Source organism: Pseudocolwellia agarivorans, assembly GCF_002000085.1.
GTDB lineage: Bacteria > Pseudomonadota > Gammaproteobacteria > Enterobacterales > Alteromonadaceae > Pseudocolwellia > Pseudocolwellia agarivorans.
On sequence record NZ_MUZU01000015.1, the window covers coordinates 58,945 to 80,839 of the forward strand.

General features: G+C 35.0%; 22 protein-coding genes. 3 read left to right on the plus strand and 19 right to left on the minus strand.

The features are described 5' to 3' along the window. Positions 1–17: 17 nt before the first annotated feature. The 16 genes from prpB to yceD form a co-directional block, all read right to left on the minus strand. The gene (gene prpB / locus B0X80_RS17995) at positions 18–908 is read right to left on the minus strand and encodes a methylisocitrate lyase (RefSeq protein WP_077342816.1); all 891 of its coding nucleotides are present in this window, start codon (positions 906–908) and stop codon (positions 18–20) included. 32 nt (positions 909–940) lie between these two features. Beyond that, positions 941–1,636 (minus strand): GntR family transcriptional regulator, encoded by a 696-nt coding sequence (locus B0X80_RS18000; RefSeq protein WP_077342818.1) that lies wholly within the window; start codon positions 1,634–1,636, stop codon positions 941–943. 186 nt (positions 1,637–1,822) lie between these two features. After that, positions 1,823–3,052, minus strand: coding sequence for a nucleoside recognition domain-containing protein (locus B0X80_RS18005; protein ID WP_077342820.1), 1,230 nt, complete (start codon positions 3,050–3,052; stop codon positions 1,823–1,825). Between the two features lie 485 nt (positions 3,053–3,537). Beyond that, entirely contained in the window at positions 3,538–4,305 is a 768-nt protein-coding gene (locus B0X80_RS18010; RefSeq protein WP_077342822.1) for a TatD family hydrolase, read from the minus strand. A 76-nt stretch (positions 4,306–4,381) separates the two neighbouring features. Further along, positions 4,382–4,708 (minus strand): PilZ domain-containing protein, encoded by a 327-nt coding sequence (locus B0X80_RS18015; protein ID WP_076417860.1) that lies wholly within the window; start codon positions 4,706–4,708, stop codon positions 4,382–4,384. Continuing rightward, positions 4,705–5,652, minus strand: a complete 948-nt coding sequence (locus tag B0X80_RS18020) for an AAA family ATPase (protein WP_077342824.1) — start codon at positions 5,650–5,652, stop codon at positions 4,705–4,707. Before B0X80_RS18020 ends, B0X80_RS18015 begins: the two co-directional genes overlap by 4 nt. Positions 5,653–5,787: 135 nt before the next feature. Next, on the minus strand, positions 5,788–6,429 hold the full coding sequence (gene tmk, locus B0X80_RS18025; RefSeq protein WP_077342826.1) for a dTMP kinase: 642 nt from the start codon (positions 6,427–6,429) through the stop codon (positions 5,788–5,790). Between the two features lie 33 nt (positions 6,430–6,462). Further along, the gene (mltG, locus tag B0X80_RS18030) at positions 6,463–7,524 is read right to left on the minus strand and encodes an endolytic transglycosylase MltG (RefSeq protein WP_077342828.1); all 1,062 of its coding nucleotides are present in this window, start codon (positions 7,522–7,524) and stop codon (positions 6,463–6,465) included. Continuing rightward, positions 7,524–8,324 carry an aminodeoxychorismate lyase gene (pabC, locus tag B0X80_RS18035; RefSeq protein WP_077342830.1) on the minus strand — a complete coding sequence of 267 codons (801 nt, stop codon included), beginning with the start codon at positions 8,322–8,324 and terminating at the stop codon, positions 7,524–7,526. Before pabC ends, mltG begins: the two co-directional genes overlap by 1 nt. 212 nt (positions 8,325–8,536) lie before the next feature. Beyond that, positions 8,537–9,769, minus strand: a complete 1,233-nt coding sequence (gene fabF, locus B0X80_RS18040; RefSeq protein WP_077342832.1) for a beta-ketoacyl-ACP synthase II — start codon at positions 9,767–9,769, stop codon at positions 8,537–8,539. A 131-nt stretch (positions 9,770–9,900) separates the two neighbouring features. Further along, positions 9,901–10,134 carry an acyl carrier protein gene (gene acpP, locus B0X80_RS18045; RefSeq protein WP_076417854.1) on the minus strand — a complete coding sequence of 78 codons (234 nt, stop codon included), beginning with the start codon at positions 10,132–10,134 and terminating at the stop codon, positions 9,901–9,903. Between the two features lie 152 nt (positions 10,135–10,286). Then, positions 10,287–11,021 carry a 3-oxoacyl-ACP reductase FabG gene (fabG, locus tag B0X80_RS18050; protein ID WP_077342834.1) on the minus strand — a complete coding sequence of 245 codons (735 nt, stop codon included), beginning with the start codon at positions 11,019–11,021 and terminating at the stop codon, positions 10,287–10,289. A gap of 8 nt (positions 11,022–11,029) precedes the next feature. Then, positions 11,030–11,965 carry an ACP S-malonyltransferase gene (gene fabD / locus B0X80_RS18055; RefSeq protein ID WP_077342836.1) on the minus strand — a complete coding sequence of 312 codons (936 nt, stop codon included), beginning with the start codon at positions 11,963–11,965 and terminating at the stop codon, positions 11,030–11,032. Between the two features lie 72 nt (positions 11,966–12,037). Further along, entirely contained in the window at positions 12,038–13,069 is a 1,032-nt protein-coding gene (plsX, locus tag B0X80_RS18060; protein ID WP_077342838.1) for a phosphate acyltransferase PlsX, read from the minus strand. Between the two features lie 129 nt (positions 13,070–13,198). Next, a complete protein-coding gene (rpmF, locus tag B0X80_RS18065) occupies positions 13,199–13,369 on the minus strand; it encodes a 50S ribosomal protein L32 (protein WP_076417850.1) in 171 nt (56 codons plus the stop codon). A gap of 41 nt (positions 13,370–13,410) precedes the next feature. After that, entirely contained in the window at positions 13,411–13,923 is a 513-nt protein-coding gene (gene yceD / locus B0X80_RS18070; RefSeq protein ID WP_077342840.1) for a 23S rRNA accumulation protein YceD, read from the minus strand. A 118-nt stretch (positions 13,924–14,041) separates the two neighbouring features. Between yceD and B0X80_RS18075 the strand changes: the two genes are divergently transcribed. Then, the gene (locus B0X80_RS18075; protein ID WP_077342842.1) at positions 14,042–14,632 is read left to right on the plus strand and encodes a Maf family protein; all 591 of its coding nucleotides are present in this window, start codon (positions 14,042–14,044) and stop codon (positions 14,630–14,632) included. An 85-nt stretch (positions 14,633–14,717) separates the two neighbouring features. Here B0X80_RS18075 and B0X80_RS18080 read toward each other — a convergent pair whose 3' ends face one another. Then, the gene (locus tag B0X80_RS18080) at positions 14,718–15,383 is read right to left on the minus strand and encodes an HAD-IA family hydrolase (protein ID WP_077342843.1); all 666 of its coding nucleotides are present in this window, start codon (positions 15,381–15,383) and stop codon (positions 14,718–14,720) included. Positions 15,384–15,391: 8 nt separating this feature from the next. Then, a complete protein-coding gene (rluC, locus tag B0X80_RS18085) occupies positions 15,392–16,375 on the minus strand; it encodes a 23S rRNA pseudouridine(955/2504/2580) synthase RluC (RefSeq protein ID WP_077342845.1) in 984 nt (327 codons plus the stop codon). Positions 16,376–17,014: 639 nt separating this feature from the next. On the opposite strand from rluC, the gene rne reads away from it, so the two are divergent. Next, positions 17,015–20,089: a ribonuclease E gene (rne, locus tag B0X80_RS18090; RefSeq protein WP_077342847.1), complete on the plus strand. Its 3,075-nt coding sequence runs from the start codon at positions 17,015–17,017 to the stop codon at positions 20,087–20,089. Between the two features lie 100 nt (positions 20,090–20,189). Here the strand turns inward: rne and B0X80_RS18095 are convergent, their stop codons facing one another. Then, complete coding sequence (locus tag B0X80_RS18095) at positions 20,190–20,726, minus strand: VC2046/SO_2500 family protein (RefSeq protein ID WP_077342849.1); 537 nt, start codon at positions 20,724–20,726, stop codon at positions 20,190–20,192. A gap of 129 nt (positions 20,727–20,855) precedes the next feature. Here B0X80_RS18095 and B0X80_RS18100 point away from each other — a divergent pair, with 129 nt between their 5' ends. Then, on the plus strand, positions 20,856–21,317 hold the full coding sequence (locus B0X80_RS18100; RefSeq protein ID WP_077342851.1) for a GNAT family N-acetyltransferase: 462 nt from the start codon (positions 20,856–20,858) through the stop codon (positions 21,315–21,317). Positions 21,318–21,895: the final 578 nt, after the last annotated feature.

The window sequence follows — 21,895 nt, forward strand, 5'->3', positions numbered from 1 at the left end:
TGAATTATTTATTGTTTTTATTTGTTTTTGCCTTCAGCAAATAGGCTATCTAGCTTTTGTTCGTAATCGTGATAGCCAAGGTAATCGTATAAATCCATACGTGTTTGCATATTGTCGATTTCAGCTTTTTGGTCGCCATCAGCTAATAATGTTTTATAAACCGATTCTGCAGCTTTATTCATTGCTCTAAAAGCAGATAAAGGATAAAGCACCATGGCACAGCCCCACTCACCTAGTTGTTCTTTATTCCAAAGCTCTGTTTGCCCAAACTCTGTAATATTAGCAAGTAGTGGAACATCTAATGCTTCTGAAAAGGCACGATAATGCTCTTCTGTTTTTATTGCTTCAGCAAAAATACCATCAGCACCTGCGGCTACATAAGCTTTAGCTCTTTCTATTGCTGATTCTAAGCCTTCTTGTGCGAATGCATCTGTACGCGCCATAATAAAAAAATCTGGGTCAGTTCGTGCATCAACAGCCGCTTTGATACGGTCTACCATTTCTTCAATTGAAACAATTTCTTTATTTGGACGATGGCCACAACGCTTTTGAGCTACTTGATCTTCAAGATGAACCGCCGCCGCTCCCGCTTTTTCCATATCACGAACAGTTTTAGCAATATTAAAAGCGCCACCCCAGCCTGTATCAATATCAACAAGTAAAGGTAAGCTTGATGCCGACGTTATACGTTGTACATCTGCAATAACATCATTTAACGATGTCATGCCTAAATCGGGTAACCCGTAAGAAGCATTAGCAACACCACCACCAGAAAGGTAAATAGCTTGATGCCCTAACTTTTCTGCCATCATGGCACAATAAGCATTGATGGTTCCCACCACTTGTAGTGGTTTATTGTTTTGTAATGCTTGTCTAAATTTTTTACCTGGTGATTGTATTAAAGTCATATTTATCCCCATTTTAATAAATGAATAGTTAATTAAATCTGTTCGGCTATTTTTCTTTCGATATTTTTACGAGAAGCTGCAATGTGGCGACGCATTAAAAATTCGGCTAGTTCACCGTCCCTGTCTGCGATTGCTTGAATAATTTGAGAGTGCTCTTGAAAAGCACGTGTTGCTCTTGAGCTTTTCATACCAAATTGAATACGGTACATACGAACCAGATGGTATAACTGGCCGCAAAGAATATTAATAAGCTGTTGGTTGTGACTACCTAGAATTATTTTGTAATGGAAATCCACATCTCCTTCTTCTTGGTAATAAGAAATACCATCTTTTAGATCTTGTTGCTTACCATGCTCTTCTAACATTTCTCGCATGCTAACAATTTCGTCATCAGTCATGTTCATTGCAGCTTGTCTACACGCCATGCCTTCTAGCGCTTCACGTGTAATATAGAGCTCTAACAATCCTTCAATTGAACAATCTACAACACGTGAACCTACATTGGCTTTGCGTTCAATTAAGTGACATTTTTCTAATCGATTCAATGCTTCGCGCAAAGTAGAACGACTAATTTCAAACTTCTTAGCGAGTTCAGGCTCACTTATTTTACTGCCTGCTCGTATCTTCCCACTTACAATTTGATGGAGAAGCTGCTCGTAAACTTTATCAGCAGTAGTTACTGGAGCTAAGTGTGTTGGATTTTTTAAAGGTACAAAATCTAAAGACATAAAATTGTCGACATATTTTATTGAATGGTAGGATTATAGGCGATAAATAAAATAGATCAACCATAAGCAACAAATATTGTCGACAATTACACAAAGATAATAAAAATAAAGTTCTATAAGCCATATTGGCTACCAAAAGAAAGGATAATAAATAAGAAGATAAAACATTAAAATAAAGAAGATAAATTAGCCAAAAAAACAATAACAAACACTTATGGCGGCAATAATACCCGCTGCATCAGCAATTAAACCACAGCTTACGGCATGCCTACTGTACTTAATACCGACAGAGCCAAAATACACAGCAAGTACATAAAAAGTGGTTTCTGTTGAACCTTGAATGATAGAAGCTAACCTACCTGCGAAAGAATCTGCACCATGAGTATTCATGGTTTCAATCATCATAGCTCTTGCGCCTGAACCACTTAAAGGTTTCATCATAGCGGTAGGTAACGCATCAATAAAACGTGTATCCATGCCTAAAAATATTGCAAGACTTCTAAATATGTCGACAATTACATCTAAAGCACCACTAGCTCGAAATACGCCAATAGCGCATAACATGGCCAGTAAATAAGGAATAAGCTTAATGCTTGTTTCAAATCCTTCCTTAGCGCCTTCAATAAAACTGTTATATACATCAATTTTTTTACGAACCGCTGCGGCTATAAAAAGAATGAGCGTGCTAAATATTAATATATTACCAAATAAGGATGACTGTGTTGATAATGCTTGAGACGTTAACGCAGCAAAATAGACCGTAACACCACCAATAAGGGCGATAGCAGCAGATAAGTAAAGCAACACCACTGGGTGATACAATTTTATTTTTTGAACAGTTGCTACAGCCAGTAATCCTGCAAATGTGGAAGCAAACGTAGCTAAAATAATAGGAATAAAAACATCGGTGGGATTTACAGCGCCCTGCTGTGCCCTATAAACAAAAACAGCAACAGGAAACAGAGTAACAGAAGAAGTATTTAACACTAAAAATAAAATTTGAGCATTAGTAGCTGTATCTTTTTTGGGATTTAACGTTTGTAAATCTTGCATCGCCTTTAACCCTAATGGCGTTGCTGCGTTATCTATGCCTAAAAAATTAGCTGACAAATTCATTGTCATTGAGCCAATAGCAGGATGCCCTTTGGGTACTTCAGGCATTAATTTAGAAAACAATGGCGAAATAGCAATTGCGAGCTTATTAATGAGGCCTGCATTCTCTGCTATTTTCATCATACCTAGCCAAAAAGCTAATATACCGATTAATCCAATAGCAATGTCTACAGTAACTGAAGACATATCAAAAATAGACTTAATTATTTTTTCAAAGATAAGAGCATCACCCATGACTCCCCATTGATACAAGGCTGAAATAAAGGCAATAAAAAAGAAGCTGATCCAGAGACGATTTAACACAAAAGACTTTTATACAAAAAATATTGAAAAGATAATGACATATTTAATCATACAATAATAGTTCAGCCATATAGGCGTTACATCCAAAATATCGTTTTTAAAAACTAAAATATGAATTTGATTTAGGAGCTGTTAATTTTTTATAAAAATAATGCAAAAGTCACAGGTTCAAATATTCAATCTATCGTAAATATTATATTACAAAGGCTAAATAAATTTAAATGCTATCACAAAACACCAATAGATAAATAAAGCATGCTTTTTATATATAAATATCAATAAGTAATAAATATTAAAAATAAATTAGCATTAATAAGATATTACACTACACTTAGTTATTACTAAGTTAATTAACTTAACGAAAAATAATTGCTCGCTGCATTATTATTTTTTACGGATAGGCTTTTTAGCATGGGTTCTTTATTTGAACCTCCCCCTCAACCCTAAACTAGTGATAGTTTGGGGTTATTTTTATCTACTAAACCTTACCTGTTAAATAAAGTATTGAAATTTTGCGTAGAAATTTTTGCTATGTGCTCCACAGATTGGCCACGGATACTCGCAAGATGTTTTGCAACCTCAACCACGTAAGCTGGCTGGTTTTGTTTACCTCGATGAGGAACCGGCGCTAAATAAGGGGAGTCGGTTTCAATCAATATTCTATCGTCTGGTATTTTTTGAGCCACCTCTCTTAATTCTGTTGCATTTTTAAAGGTAACAATACCAGAAAAAGAAATATAAAAGCCTAAATCAATGGCTTGTTCAGCCATTTCCCAGCTTTCAGTAAAGCAATGTAAAATTCCACCTACGTTTTGTGCATTTTCATCACGCAATACTTTCAGGGTATCTTCCTGGGCATCACGAGTATGAATAATAAGAGGTTTATTCACTTTATTAGCCACTCTTACATGCTTAATAAAAGAATCTAATTGCACTTCTTTAGTTTCAGGCGCATAGAAATAATCAAGCCCGGTTTCACCCACCGCAATAACACGTTCATTTTGAGATAATGTCAACAATTCACCTTCATCGACTTCATCTTCTTGATTTAAAGGATGCATTCCACATGATAGAGATACATTTTCATATTTCTTTGTGATGTCTGCCATAGCAGGAAAATCTTTTAAAGTAACACTTACACAAAGGATATGTTCAACATTGACCTGTGCGGCTGACTCAAGAACCTTATCTAAATTATTGTCAAATTCTTCAAGTTTTAAACGGTCTAAATGACAATGTGAATCGATAAACAAACTACTCTCCAATAATAGTGAATTAACAAAGGATAAAGAAAGGTATTAGGTTATTAATATAACAACCTAATAATAATTACATGGTTAAAGTAGGATCTGATGAATTTAAAAAGCGAGCTATATATTTTTCAATTTGATTTCTTATATTGTCAGGATCATCAGTAAAACTAACGCCAACTCCTGCTGGAGTTCCACTTTGTGAGCCTATAGGTGTTAACCAACACACCTCCCCCTTAACTTCTGAATTCTCCAAAGCATCGGGTAAAGAAACTTCAAGTATAACTTCAGTACCTAATTCAAGTTTTGCATTCGTTTTATAAAAAAGGCCCCCGTTTTTTAAAAATGGCATGTAAGATTGATATAATTCTCGTTCTGAAATAAATTCTACGTATATATTTTTCAATGCTTACTCCCGATGTTTGCATTAGATAAACTATTATCAATATCTATAATCAGTTTTTCAATCATAAATTGATTATTTGCCTGACTTAGCTCTTTACTCTGGCTTATTGTAGCGACTATTTGATTGTAAATATGCCATAAAATATTATTATTTAGTAAAGTAGATTGATTTTCGACCTGTATACTACTTTCCCAACCACAAAGCCCCCTCATTGCATTTGTAACAACCTTTTCTAACCAACGTAAACCATGAGGTGAATTTGCAACCATTTTAATCACTGCTGTCACTCCCTCTTTATGTGTGAGGAAATTTAAAAAAGTCTGTTCAAAAAGTAAATATTCGTTGGCTAATTCATCACTGCTTAATTCGGGTAAGTGACTTAAATTAATAAAAGCACTCTGATTTTTATTATTAACATTTATATGCTGAGCTAATAATTCACCTGAAGGCGGTCTTATTTCAAATAAACGGCACCGACTAATAATGGTTGGCAATAAAGTATCATGTTCATCTGATAATAAAACGATAATACTATTATTTGTTGGCTCTTCTAAAGTTTTTAGTAAAGCATTAGCGGCAGCAACTGTCATTTTATCTGCTTCAGGAATGAGTACCGTTTTAATATTACCTATTTGCGCTGTTTTTTCAAAAAAAGTACTGACTTTTCGAACGCTGTCGATTCCCAATAAATTTTTTTCAGGTATTACCGTAGAGTGATCCGGATAATTGTTTTTAAGTAATAAATTACAATGTTTACATTGACGACAAGGCTGTAAAATAGCACCTTGAATAACGTTTTTACATTGAATGACTTGAATTAACCAATTTGCTAAGTCTTCTTTACCACTTCCTTTTACTCCACTTATTAATATGGCATGAGGTAAGTTTCCTGCCGTAATATGCTGTGAAAATAAGGTTTGTTCTTTAGCTAACCAGCTTTTCATGTAAGTAACCTATTGATACTCTAAGTTTTGCTATAAGTTGATGCTTGAGTTATGCATCAGGCTCGGTTATTAAATATAAACGCTGACTAAAACGTGAAATGTATCAAGTTTAGTAATAAATATTCACTATCAAAATTAAGAAGTAGATTGATTTTCAATAAGTTTATTGATGGCTATTATCACTTCTTCAGCCACTTCAGCTTGGGTTTGTGATGCATCTATTACTGTAAATTTACTTGGATTCTGTTTTGCTTGAGTTAAATAACCATTTCTTGCTCGCTCCAAAAACTCCATTTTTTCATCTTCCATTCGGTCTAAGCCTTCACCACGTTGCATTACACGCTCAAGTCCAACTTTAGGGTCCAGATCCAAAATAATATTCATGTCAGGAGAAAAACCGTTTAAAGCCATATCATTAATTTTGCATATGGTATCTAAATCAATGCCTCGAGCATAATGTTGAAAGCTGAATGTTGCAGCATCAAAACGATCTGAAATAACCACTTTTCCTGCCGCTAATGCTGGCAGTATCTTTTCATTAATATGCTGTGCTCTACCTGCCCCAAATAACATGAGCTCGGTTAAATTACACATTTCAGGAGTTGTTGGATCGAGAATAATTTCTCTGATTTTCTCGCCTATAGGTGTACCACCTGGCTCTCTCGTAACAATAACGTCTAAGCCTTTGTTTTTTAGGTACTGCTCAATTGTTTTTATTACTGTTGTTTTACCTGCGCCATTACTTCCATCGCAAACAAGCATAAAGCCTTTTTTCATTAAATTATCTCGCAGTACATTATCTATCTATTATTAAAATTTACTTTTAAAATCAGGTATATCATAACTAAGGCGACGCTGAATCTCTAGCTCTTTACTTTTAGTCGCAGACAAGTACTCAGCAACCGCTTTGTTATGTTCTTTCAATGTTTTTGAAAATACATGTTTTCCATAACCATCACTAACAAAATATAAATAATCGGTTGTATCAGGATGCATTGCTGCTTTTAGTGCTAGCTTTCCAGGCATAGCAATAGGTGTAGGTGGCAGACCATGAATACGATAGGTGTTATACGCTGTTTTTTCTCGCAGATGGATTCGTTTAATATCTCCTTTATACCGGTCACCTAAGCCATAAATAACTGTAGGGTCAGTTTGCAGACGCATATTTTTATTTAACCGATTAATAAAAACAGAGCTAATAACAGGATGCTCACTTTGTAAGGCGCTTTCTTTTTCAATAATGGAAGCCATAATTAACGCTTCATACGCGTTTTCATAAGGTAAATGAGGATCCCTCTCATTCCATAAAGACTCTAATTCTTTAGTCATTCTCTTATTCGCTCTACGAAGTATTTCTAATGTCGAAGTCCCTGAAGTAAAAAAGTAGGTATCAGGGAAAAATAAACCTTCTGCATTTTGATGCTCTAAACCTAAATATTTGGCCACATTATTCACAGAAAGCTCGGTTGCTTTCTGTGTTAAGTTTTTATCGTTTGCCAAAGCTATTAGCCAGTCTTTTAATGTACTGCCTTCAATGAAGGTTATAGCGAATTGATGTTCTTTGCCTTTAACGAGAAGTGTGATTAGATCAACGTAGTTAATGTCTGTTGGAATAAGGAATGAGCCTTGCTTTAAAGCACTTAATTCAGGGGTTAACTTAATGTAAGCTTTAAGCCAAAAGTTAGTCTCTATCCAACCTTTCTTTACAAGTTCTCTAGAAAAAGAGCTAATCGTTGTGCCTTTATTAATAGTAATAAGTTCAGGCTCAAGCAGAGGTATTTTCTTATGTACTTCTTTGTTAATGTAACCATATAAAGCTACAGGAAGTAATATGAAAATTAAAATGACAGAAAAAACTAACTTTTTTAGCATTAATTAATGTTCGCTATAAGTGCTTTAAATTGATGAACTTGGTCAATATTAAGTTTATTACCTGCATAATTTATTATCGGGACTATTTCCATAATAGAATTGGTAATAAACATTGATTGTGCTCTTAGAATGTCGGAAGCTTTTGCTTTAATGATTTTAGTACTAGGATGTTTTCTTAAAACTTCAGCTCGTTGTATACCCGCTACCCCGCTGTCTTTGATTTCTGGTGTAAAAATATCACCATTTTCAAACCAAAAAACATTTGCGCATGTTGTTTCTATAACTTCACCATATATATTAAATACGAGTAAATCATCGTAACTCGTTTGATCTAACTCATCTCTGATCAAAACTTGCTCTAACCTATTTAAATGCTTAACCCCAGAAAACAAAGGATTAATACCTAACTTAATTGAGGCATCAGCTAATGTAATACCTGATTGTGACCAGTGGAGGTATTTAGTCGGAAACTCTGATACTTTGATAATAATATTTGGAGGACTAACACCGAGCCGAGAGTAACCTCTCCCACCTTCGCCTGACGTTATAACGACTTTAAGCACAGCCAAATCATAGGTTTTACAACATTCAATGAGCTCATTCTCTAACGCAATAAAATCAACACCTAAGATTTTGAATAAACAACAACCTGTCTTTAAACGATTTATATGCTGGTGTATAAGTTCTATTTGACCATTATTCACTTTAGCCGTAGTAAATATACCATCACCATAAGCTAAACCTCTATCATTGATAGATATATGGTTAACTTGTTGTCCATTAACTGATTGGAAATACATAGTTATTTAAACACTTAGATTAGTCGTACAAACATAGAAGATGTAGTTTATTATTTATTAGAAGTGAATAACACAAAAAATAGAATTTGTGAGGATATGTTCATCAATTAAATAACATAAAATAAAAAACCTGAATAATTGTAAACAAGTATTCAGGTTTCATTACTGTGATTCAAGTGTTAAATAACACTTAATGCTGTACTGGCATCAACTTACATTTTTTTGAAAATTAATGAACCGTTTGTACCACCAAAACCAAACGAGTTACACAAAGCATATTCTAGAGATACATCTCTAGCAGTATTCGCAATATAATCTAGATCACAACCTTCATCAGGATTGTCTAAATTAATTGTTGGTGGAACAGCATTTTTAACTAATGCTTGAATACTGAATATTGCTTCAACCGCTCCAGCAGCACCTAATAAATGCCCTGTCATCGATTTAGTAGAACCCATCATGACTTTATCAGCATATTGTCCAAAAACCGACTTAACAGCATTGGTTTCCGCTATATCACCAGCAGGGGTCGATGTACCATGAGCGTTAATATACCCAATATTTGCTACATCAACTTTTGCATCGTTAATAGCGTTAGCCATTGCTAAAGCAGCGCCAGCACCATCAGCAGGAGGAGATGTCATGTGGTATGCATCACCACTCATACCAAAGCCTACAAGTTCGGCATAAATCTTAGCTCCACGAGCCTTAGCTTGTTCATATTCTTCAAGCATTAGAACACCAGCGCCATCACCTAAAACAAAACCGTCTCTATCTTTATCCCAAGGCCTTGAAGCGGCTTGAGGATCATCATTACGTGTTGATAAAGCTCTTGCTGCACCAAATCCCCCCATCCCCATTTTAGTTGAGGCTTTTTCAGCACCACCAGCAAGCATAGCATCAGCATCGCCGTAAGCGATCATTCTAGCTGCATGCCCAATATTATGAACACCACTTGTACAAGCAGTAACAATAGAAATATTAGGGCCTTTAAGGCCGTGCATAATAGACAGGTGACCCGCAATCATATTAATGATTGTAGAAGGAACAAAGAAAGGAGATAGCTTACGAGGGCTTGTTTTAAGCATTTTCTCGAAGTTTTCTTCAATAAGTCCTAAACCACCAATTCCAGCACCAACAGCAACACCAACACGCGTAGCATTCTCTTCAGTTATTTCTAAACCTGAGTCTTGAATTGCTTGCACACCAGCCGCTACACCATATTGGATAAATAGATCCATTTTTTTGGCTTCTTTACGAGCCATATAGTCTTCAGCATTAAAATCTTTGATTAAACCTGCAAATTTTGTAGGGTACTCAGTTGTATCAAAATGCTGAATATCGCTAATACCACTTTTACCAAGTAGTAAGTTTTGCCAAGTTGTTTCAGGATTGTTGCCCAAAGGGCTTAACATACCTAGACCGGTAACTACAACACGCCGCATAGGATGAGTTGCCTCCGATAGAAAAGAATATTAGAAAGGATTATATTCGTGAAATAAATATTATATATTGCTACGAATAGTATTTTTAAAATATTTAAGGCGGTGTAAAAACCGCCTTAAATATATAACAATTATTGGTTAGCGTTTACGTAATCAATAGCTGCTTGAACTGTAGTGATTTTTTCAGCTTCTTCGTCAGGAATTTCAGTATCAAATTCTTCTTCTAACGCCATAACTAATTCTACTGTATCTAATGAATCAGCACCTAAATCATCAACAAATGAAGATTCAGTTTTAACTTCTGCTTCACTTACACCTAATTGCTCAATAGTAATTTTTTTTACGCGTTCTTCGATAGTACTCATTTTTTTTCCTTTACTAGAAAATGCTATTTTTCAAATTGCATGTAGTGTATTCGCCAAAAGCTTAGCTTGCAAGTAACTAATTTTATTTTTATTACTGGTCCAACCTGATGGCATTTAAAATATATAATAGATTTTATAAACAATAAAATCAACTATAACATGTACATACCGCCATTAACGTGCAATGTTTCGCCCGTAATATAAGCTGCTGTGTCTGAAGCTAAAAAAGCAACTGCGTTAGCAATTTCTTCTGGCTTACCTAAACGATTCGCTGGTACTTGCGAAAATATACCTTCTTTTTGCTCATCTGTTAATGTTTGAGTCATGTCAGTATCAATAAAACCTGGTGCAACGGTATTAACAGTAATGCCACGAGAAGCAACTTCTCTTGCAAGAGATTTAGTAAAACCTAATAATCCCGCTTTAGCTGTTGCATAGTTAACTTGACCTGCATTTCCCATGCTACCCACAACAGAACCTATATTAATGATCCTACCGTTACGTTTTTTCATCATAGGTCTAATTGCAGCTTTACTTAATTTAAATACAGAAGAAAGGTTTGTATCAATAATATCTTGCCATTCATCATCTTTCATTCGCATAAATAAATTATCTTTAGTAATTCCTGCATTATTAACAAGAATATCTATAGCACCGTATTTATCTTTAATATTATCGAATAAAGCAGCAATAGAATCATTGTCTGTTACATTCAATACTAGGCCGTTACCTTCTCCTAAATACTCACTAATTTTATCAGCTCCGCCTTCGGAAGTTGCCGTACCGATAACCGTTGCGCCCAAATTTTTCAATTGACTAGCAATAGCTTTACCAATACCACGACTGGCACCTGTAACTAAAGCGACTTTACCTTCTAATGAAAACATATTTAAACCTATTTAATTAATTCTAATGCTTTAGTTAATGATGCATTATCATTAACTGATTCACATGAAACTGATTTATCAATTCTTTTTAATAAACCTTGTAAAACTTTTCCAGGTCCTATCTCTAAAACCTGCGTACAGCCATTTTTTGCTAATAATTCAATTGTTTCAGTCCAGCGTACTGGTGAATATAACTGCCTTACCAGTGCACTTTTAATTTTTTCTGCTGAACTCTCAACGGTAACATCAACATTATTAATAACAGGAATACTTGGAGCATTAAAAGTAATGTGATCTAATTCTTTCGCTAATTCATCTGCTGCGCTCTTCATTAAAGCACAATGAGAAGGAACACTCACAGGAAGAGGTAATACGCGTTTAGCTCCAGCTTCTTTGCATAATAAACCAGCGCGCTCTACTGCTGATTTATGACCTGCAATAACCACTTGACCAGGCGAATTGAAGTTAACAGCTGAAACAATTTCTTGTTCTTGAGCTTGTTCACATGCAGCAATAATTTCTGCATCACCTAAACCGATAACAGCAGCCATAGCGCCTACCCCTTCAGGTACAGATGCTTGCATTAATTCACCACGTTTTCGAACAAGTTTAACGGCTGCACCAAGATCAATAATATCAGCGCAAACCAATGCAGAGTATTCCCCTAAACTATGGCCTGCTAATGTAGCAGGTTTAATATCAGATTTAGCAGACCATAAACGCCATAAAGCAACACTTGCTGTTAATAACGCAGGTTGTGTATAGTTTGTTTGATTGAGTTTCTCTGCAGGCCCTTCAGAAATAAGTTGCCATACATCATAACCTAGAGCTTCAGAAGCCTCTTTGAAGGTATTTTGGATAACTGTTTCATCAGCAAAATCAGCAAGCATAGAAACAGCTTGAGATCCTTGTCCTGGGAAAACAAACGCCAAATTATTTTGCATTTTTAGTACCTAATTATATTCTAATTGAATGTTCTAATTGAATGTTATTGTTTTATATAACATGATAAAAAATTAATCAGCTAAGCTTTGTTCCAGTTTTTTTCTTATTTTATCTGGAACTTGTCTTTCCACCTCTTTAGCTGCTTCCATAATTGCAGCAAGAAATGCCAATGAACTTGCATTTCCGTGGCTCTTCACCACAATGCCACGCAATCCTATCAAACTTGCACCATTGTACTGGTCGGGGTTCAACGATTTAAAAAGCTTTTTAATTGTTGAGGCAAAAAACTTACCGAGTAAACGCGTAAACATATGTTGAGATAATACTGATTTAAATTTACTATAAACCATTAATGCTACACCTTCACAGGTTTTCAGAGCAACATTCCCCACAAAACCATCACAAACGATAACATCAGCTTTATTAGAGAGAATATCATTCCCTTCAACAAAACCAATATAATTAATATAAGGATTAGCCTCTAACTGAGCGGCCGTAAACTTGATGTGATCACTTCCCTTAATATTTTCAGTTCCCATATTCAATAAGGCAACCCTAGGACTTTCTATACTATCAACTTCTTCAGCTAAAACAGATCCCATAATAGCAAATTGATAGAGTACATTAGAGTCGCAGAAAACATTTGCCCCTAAATCTAGCATAAAAACATGTTTATTATCGTCATGGGTAGGTAAAGCTGAAATGAGAGCGGGACGCTCTACACCAGGTAACATCTTCAATACATAATGAGCCATAGAAAACAAAGCTCCTGTATTTCCTGCGCTAACACAAGCTTGAGCTTTATTGTTTCGAACTAAATCAATAGACTTACGCATTGATGAATCTTTTTTGTTTCTGAGCGCACTAGCAGGTAATTCGTCCATTTCAACAGTTTCAGTTGTATGACAAATAGAAAGTTGGGGGGAACCTTTAAGGTTATTTTTAGCAAGTTCTTGTGAGATAAGGGACTCATCGCCACAAAGAATAAGATGCAAATCAGGCAACTTTTGAATAGCCATAATTGCAGCAGGTATAGTTATTAGGGGGCCTTTATCGCCCCCCATAATATCTAACGAAATAGTTAGATTACAATCACTATTCATAAAGTTGTTATTTTGTTTAAAATAAACATTACAGTACTCATTACTTTTTATATGGAAAAGTTAGAAACACTAGAACATTCAAAATATCAGCTAGAAAATAGTGATTTTTGATAACAATATAGTTTTAAACTATTTGTTAATTACTTTAACGCCTTTGTAAAAGCCATCAGCTGTTACATGGTGACGACGATGCGTTTCACCTGAAACTGGATCTACTGATAAGTTTTCAGTGGTTAAAGCATCATGTGAACGGCGCATGCCACGTCTTGAACGAGACTTCTTGCTCTTTTGAACTGCCATTACCTACTCCTAAATTCGGTTATTGAGTTAAATAAATTCAACTATTTAAGTTGTTTTAATACATCAAATGGATTTGGTTTCTCTAACTCTTCAGGTAGTTCACCCCAAACGCTGTCAGCCGGAGCCGAACAATCTTTAGGTTCATGCCTGGGAATTAATGGGATAGAAATTAAAAATTCTTCTTCCAGTAATTCAAGTAAATTAACTTCACCATTTTCATCTAATTCTATTGCGTCATAATATGACGGCAATTCAGCAATTGCATCTTGATTTTTAACAGGACTAAAAACGAAATCCGCTTTTAATTCATATTCAAACGCTTCAGTACAACGCTGACAAGTAAGTTTAACTAATGCCGAACCAGCACCTGAAAGTACATTCAGTCCGCGTTCATCCACATCAAAATTAAACTTAGCTTTAACTTGCTCGCTGCTTGACTCACACACAGCAAGCAATCTATTCATTCCAGATAATTTAAACACACCTTCGCACTCCAACCTTCGCTGGGCACTTTTAAATGGATCTATCGTTATCGGGAGTTTAAGATTCTTCATAAGCCGCGCATATTAATGCCCTGAGCCTGATGTGTCAAAAGAAAATTACATTAATTGCTTTAAAAAGTTAATATTGTCTCTATATTAACACTAACATTATTTTTATTGAGACAAGTTAATGGCCTCTAGAACAATTGTATTGGGTTCTACCTCCCCTTTTCGTAAAGCATTATTACAGAAGTTAAATATTCCCTTTGAATGTGCAAAACCTGATATAGATGAAACGGCTCATAAAGGTGAAACCCCTATAGAACTTGTTGAACGACTTGCTATAGAAAAAGCCCAAGCAATTTCTAATTTTCCTAATGCCCTTATTATAGGTTCTGACCAAGTAGCTTTATGCGATGACGAAATTTTAGGAAAACCCCATAACTTTGATAATGCCGTAAAACAGCTGACTAAGTTTAGCGGTAAAGCAGTAACGTTTTATACAGGCCTTTGTGTTTTAGACAGCTCAACAAATAAAGTACATTCATTGGTTGAACCTTTTACTGTACGCTTTAATGAACTATCTCAAACAGAAATTGAAAACTACATAAAAGCAGAAGAACCATACAACTGTGCAGGGAGCTTTAAAAGTGAGGGATTAGGTATCTGCCTATTTAATAAACTAGAAGGTGAAGACCCTAATGCTCTAATAGGTTTACCTCTTATTAAATTAGTCAGCTTATTTAAACAACATAACTTTGATGTATTAAGTGAGCAATAAATCATTATTATTATTCTATAAATTAAAAAAGCTATCCCTTTATAAATAAAAGAATAGCTTTAAATTTTTATTATTTATAACGTGTTTAAATTGTGCTGTTTTTATGTATTAAAAGCTTTTCTAACTCATCTAATGAATGAACAATTGCTTTAGGTTCGAACTGATTAAGTACATCAATAGCATGTGCACCGAAGCTAACACCAATTCGATCAACATTCGCGTGTTTTGCCATTTCCATATCAAAACTAGTATCTCCTATCATTACTGCATCACATGCATCTATATTGAGCTCAGTTAATAATGACGTGATCATTTCAGGATCAGGTTTTGAACGGCAATCGCTCGCTGAGCGTGTTGCATCAAATAAATGTTCTGTTTCTGTCATATTTAAAACGCGTTCTAATCCAGGTCTTGCTTTTCCAGTAGCGACGGCAAGTAAAACATTACTTTCTTTTAAGCTTGTTAGTAATTTTAATGCATTATCAAATAAAGGGGTTGGCGTATTATTTACTTCTAAATATTGATACTTGTACTCTTTTTCTATCTTGTCTTGTAACTCAGTAGAAGATTGAGGAAATAATTGTTCAATACCTTTACTCAAACTTAAACCAATAATACTTTTACCTTGTTCAAAAGTAGCTGGAGTTAAATTTAATACTTTAGCTGCGGCTTGCATAGATAAAACAATCTTTCCAACCGAATCCATAAGGGTGCCATCCCAATCAAAAATAACTAATTTGTAATTTGACATGACTCTTTTTACCCTCGCGCTTTCACTAATTTATTTAAGGATTTTTGCAAATCAGCATCCAATGGCGCTTCAATTTTCATTCGTTCATTACTTAAAGGATGAGTAAACTCAATGCTTGCAGCATGTAAAAACAAGCGTTTAAGGCCAATTGATTTCATTTCTGCATCAAAGGCTTCATTACCATATTTTTCATCACATGCTATTGCATGACCTTTAACTTGACAGTGAACACGAATTTGATGTGTTCTACCTGTTACAGGAAATGCTCTAACTAAAGTGGCATTTTGATATTGCTGTAAAATCTTAAAGCGTGTTTCTGACTCTTTACCATTAATGTTATCTACAATAACAACGCGCTCACCAGATTTTAAATCGTTCTTTCTTAAACCTTCAGTAACTTTTGTTACTTTTGCAGACCATTGACCTTTAACTAAAGCATGATAAAACTTTTGTACAGTTTTATTTCGTAGTTGTTCATGAAGGTTTCTTAATGCCGAACGTTTTTTTGCGATAACTAAACATCCGGAAGTATCTCTATCTAAACGATGCACGAGTTCTAGCATTCTTGCATCAGGTCTAAGCGCTCTCATGGCTTCAATTAAACCAAAATTTAAACCACTACCACCATGAACAGCCATACCCGAAGGTTTATTAATAACAATTAAACGTTCATCTTCAAACAATATTTGTTTTTCTAAATTAGCAACTATGTTGAGCTGTGTTGAAACAGTATCCGTTTTTTCAGCTAACCTGATGGGAGCTACGCGTAAAACATCTTTATCAACTAATTTATATTCAGGTTTAATACGTTTTTTATTCGCACGAATTTCACCCTTACGCAATAATCTATAAATATGACTTTTAGGAACACCTTTAAGGGTTTTAACTAAAAAATTGTCTACTCGTTGACCAGCGTCTTCACTGTCAATCGTAATAAACCTAACTTTAGGTCTATCATTTTCATCCGTATTATTTTCTTTCAAGCGATTCATTACTATTATTTTCTTCAATTAACCAAGTTTATCACAATTCATGTGATAATTAAGCGAATTAAATTAGGTATTTCATTGCTAAACACAACAATATAGTGGGATAATAGGAAGGTTAGTATTTTGAATAAGTACTAAACTAATAAATGGAAGTTCTGAGCGAAACGTAAGAGATATAATGCGGCTACTTTACTATGCGTTATTCGAGATGAATAAAACGACATCTTAATTGAATGGCCTTTTGTAACATTTAACACATCTGACAAATGTAAACAGTTAAAGAGACTACATAAACATTTTATCCGGCGCATAAGAACCATTGTAACAATATTTAGTAAATGAATAATTTCAGATGTAGAGAAAGACAAAAACGATAAAAACTATCGTGTCAACTACCCCATCGCTAACAACCTTTTACTAAAATTTACACAGCACCCATGCTGACTAACATAAAGAAATATATTCACTATGATAAAATATCATAGTTAGATTAATACAATCAGATTTTATAACAGCTTACTACGTAATATGGCGTATTAAGATTGACAATCGAGAGGTTGACGAATTGCTGTTCTACTTTACCAAGATTGCTTTGTGTACATAGCAAATTGTGTGCTGTGACTAAAAAAGAGTCACACAACTATGAAACGTATGTTAATCAATGCTACCCAATCAGAAGAATTGCGTGTAGCCCTCGTTGACGGACAGCAACTATATGATTTAGATATAGAAAGCCCTGGCCATGAACAAAAAAAATCGAATATTTACAAAGCCAAAATCACTCGTATCGAACCATCTTTAGAAGCTGCCTTCGTTGACTACGGTGCTGATCGTCACGGCTTCCTACCAATGAAAGAGATTGCTAGAGAATACTTCCCTAAAGGATATTCTTTTCAAGGCAGACCAAGCATTAAAGAAGTACTCCACGAAGGGCAAGAAGTTATTGTTCAAATTGATAAAGAAGAACGTGGCCAAAAAGGCGCAGCACTAACTACCTTTATCAGTTTAGCGGGAAGTTATTTGGTCTTAATGCCTAACAACCCTAGAGCAGGTGGTATATCTCGTAGAATTGAGGGCGACGAAAGAACTGATCTTAAAAATTCTTTAAGTAAACTTAATTTACCGAAAGGCATGGGACTTATTGTTCGTACTGCTGGTGTGGGTAAAGCCTATGATGAATTAGAATGGGATTTAAGTGTTCTTTTACATCATTGGAAAGCTATTGAAAACGCCTCAGAAAATCGCCCTGCTCCATTCTTAATTCATCAAGAAACTGATGTTATAAAAAGAGCAATCCGTGATTATTTAAGACGTGATATTGGCGAAATTTTAATAGATCGCCCTAAAACATTTGAAGAAGTTAAAAAGCATATTGAAGTTGTTCGCCCAGACTTTATTAGCAAAGTTAAGCTTTACACAAATGACGTGCCTTTATTTACTCATTATCAAATTGAATCTCAAATTGAATCAGCCTTTCAACGTGAAGTTCGTTTACCTTCAGGTGGTTCAATTGTAATTGATCCTACCGAAGCAATGACTTCTATCGATATTAACTCAGCTAGAGCAACAAAAGGCGGAGATATTGAAGAAACAGCATTTAATACAAACCTAGAGGCGGCTGAAGAAATAGCCCGTCAATTAAGACTTCGTGACTTAGGTGGTTTAGTTGTTATCGATTTTATTGATATGACGCCAGTACGCCATCAACGTGAAGTTGAAAACAGAATGCGCGATGCTGTAAGACCAGACCGAGCACGTATCCAATTAGGCCGTATTTCTCGTTTCGGTTTACTTGAAATGTCTCGCCAACGTTTACGTCCATCAATTGGTGAAACTAGCCAAGGTGTATGTCCTCGCTGTAATGGTACAGGTCATGTACGTGGTGTTGAATCTTTAGCCCTATCTATACTTCGTTTAATGGAAGAGGAAGCGATTAAAGAGAACACCTTACATGTTCAAGCACATGTTCCAGTTCCTGTTGCTACTTACCTGTTAAATGAAAAACGTCGTTCTGTAATGCATGTTGAAAAACATCACGGTGTTCATGTGTTAATTATCCCTAACCCTCATATGGACACACCTCAATATGAAGTAGTGAGAATAAAAGAAGATGAAACGATTACAGAAGCAAGCTACAACTTACCTATCAAACAAGCGGTAGTTGAAGAAGCTATAATGCCTAAGTTTGCTGAAGCTATTAAGAAAGACGAACCAGCCCTACAAGGCATGTCTTCTCCTAAACAAAATGCTCCAGCACAACAACCAGTACAAGCATCTGCAGTTAAAACAGAAGTAAATACTAAAACAAGTGGCGGCCTTTTAAATTGGTTAAAGAACTTGTTTGTTACTGAAAAAGTTGAAGAGCCCGTAAAAGCACCAGCTCCTAAAACAGACAGTAAACGTAGACCTCAGCAAGGCCGACAAAATAATAAACGTAACCCTCGAAACGACAAACGTAACGAGAAACGTACTCCTCATCCAAAACCTGATGTTGATACTAAAGACGTTAAATCTAATAAACCAGCACGTAAACCTGTTCATAATAAAGAGACTAAGCCTAAAGAAGAAAAAGTTGCTGAACGTAGGCAACGTCGTAATAATCGTAAAAAAGTAAGAGTAAATGATCAACGCTCAGCTCCTAAAGCGACAGAAGCAAACAAAGCGAACGATGTGGTGCCAGCTAAAGCCACGCCTACTCCTGAAAAGGTAACTTTAGATACTGTTGCAACAGCTACAACAACTGCTGGCGAAACACCAGTTGTTGTAACTGAAAAGAGTAATACTGAGGAACGTACCAGAAACAGACGCACTCCTAGGCATTTACGTACCAACGGTCAACGAAGACGTCGTCAAAACAATGATACAGAAGTAAATAGCGTTGAAGTTACATCAGAAAACAAAGCTGACCCTATTGACTCTCGTTACCCTGAATCAACAGAAATTCAAGTAACAGTAGCAGTCGAAGGTTCTACTGGTGAAGTTCAACAGAACTTACCTCTTGATGATACTAATGTGGAAAGCTCTTCAGTAGACAATACTCCTGAAGTTCAAAAAGCTAAACCAGCTTCAGCTAAAGAAAAAGTATCACACGAAGTGGTAGCTAAACAGCCTACGCCAACAACAGATGAAGAAACTAAAGTTGAAGCAGTGAATGCTACTATGGTTACTAAAGTAGCAACAACTTCTGAATTGTCTACTGAGGCTCCTGTTATCGAAAATACGATTCCTGAGAAACCGGCTGTAGAACAAGTTACTCAAGAAACGGATAAGCTAGAAACGACACCTGTTGAAACTAATGTTGATGAAGCAGTTGAAGTTTCAGAACAAACTAATACTACCGTTGAAGTAGTTGTTGAAAGTGAAGTAATTAACAAAACAGAAACAACTCCTATAGAACAAGGTAATACAATAGAAAACGCTTCTGCTGTTACAGATACAGATACTAAAATTGAAACTGTAACAGAAGAAACAAAACCTGTTAAACCTAAAACGGTAAGAAAAGCTAAAATGCCAAAAGGTACAAAGGCAGCCGCAAATGTTAAACAAGGTAAAGCATCCTCACCGATGACTAAACCAGTTGCAACCGCCATTGTAGGAGATATCCCAACAGCTTCATTAAGTCTTGAAGAAAGGCCTAAACACACGATATCGGGCCGTGCTGCTATGGTATCTAGTGTTATAAATAAAAGCTCAGCAGGCCCAACAAAGCCTCAATAACATCATGATGTAAACACATTCTACTGTTAAATAAAAAACCAGCTTAATCGCTGGTTTTTTTATATATATGGTGAAAATTTATATTTAAAATTTTAAAATTTTAAATAACAGACTTTTCCATTGTTGAATTCATACTTTTATTTATAGCGTTTAACCACTCTGCAGCTTTAAAATCTAACCTAGCTGTTTTAAAGTCGTTATCTAAATTATTACTCTTATACTTTTTCTGACAATAAAGACTAGTATTTTCTAGTATATTTTTTGCTATAAATTTTTTGTCGTCTCTAAAGGCAAGAGGGGGTGGGTTAATGGCATTGAGTAAACGGAGTTCTGATAAATTATTACCTTGAACTAAGTCAGCTTGGTTGTAAGATCCAACTTGCTCTATTTCCTTTAATGATAAAAGCTGCGCTTGAGGTAACTTAAACTGCTTCCTTAAATTATCTTCGTCTGTTTGAGATGTAGCTACTTCTGATTTAGGAAGTGAGAACTGTGCGTGAGCTTGAACATCATCAGTAAGCATCGCCAGTAATAAAGAAAATTGAGACCGCTCTTTTTTATGAACACATTGGTTAAGCTGCTCGCCTAACTGCAATTCATTTATTAATATCTCATTTTTTATATTATCTACAAGCAATTAAGCACACCCACAAGCCATCTTAATATTTATATCGGCATGTAATAAAAAATAATTAGCAGATTTTATTATTATTTTCGCTGTAAAATACGTAACTCAATAGCCGATAGTACTGAAGAACAACTAAAAATGTTTGAAATAAATAAAGCGACGAAACAAGATAAAAAAGATATTAAACGCTTTTATAAAGACAACAACTACTCAGCGAGTTTTATGGGCTACGATCATACTTATATAATAAGGAGAGATAGCATCATCATTGGCAGTGTAATAATTTCTTATATCACTAATAATAGTCAATATGGATTACTACACGCATTACTAATTACTGAACTTCATAGGAGAAAGGGTTATGCACAATTATTAATTAAAGCACTACAAAACGAGCATAGCCATATTATTTGTTTTGCGGATAAAAAATTACAACGGTTATATATCGATATGGGGTTTAAAAAAAACGTAAACAGTGAATTTCCTATCCCTAACTATCTTCTAAAAAAATTTAATAACTATTTAAGAAATAAAAAAGATTTAAAGATCTTTATAAACATAAACTCTCTAACAAATACTCCTCTATTTAACTTTAGCTAGAGATAACAAATTTTATAATATTTTTATTTTTAGTAGATACTTTATCTTTAATATTTAATATTTAAAGGTATTATCAATACTAAGCTCAGAGATAAATTTAAGAGGTTCTATTTGCTCAGCAATATTATGCATCAGAGCAATTAAATATTTGAATAAGCCTAATTGTTGACTCGACAAACAGAAACATTAATCACATATAACCTAAATAAAAAGTCTATAGCGCCACATGCCCCAATCGTTCACGCGAAGGTCCTACTCATGATGATTAACCTAGCAGTTCACTATATAGAAGTAAAAAATGACAATAATATAGTTAGAATGATTTAACTAGACTTTAGTTTTATGAAGAGATCGTTGAAACCTATAGGCTGGCTGAAAGAGAGCAAACCGCTATATGAAACATTATAATTTTAACGAACATCTCAGTCTAACTTGATCATGATATCAATTGGTATGAGATTTCCCTTCGCTCACAAAAAAAGGCTATCCGTTAGGATAGCCTTTTCTTTGAATGAGAAGCCTAGCAATGTCCTACTCTCACATGGGAACTCCCACACTACCATCGGCGCTACTGCGTT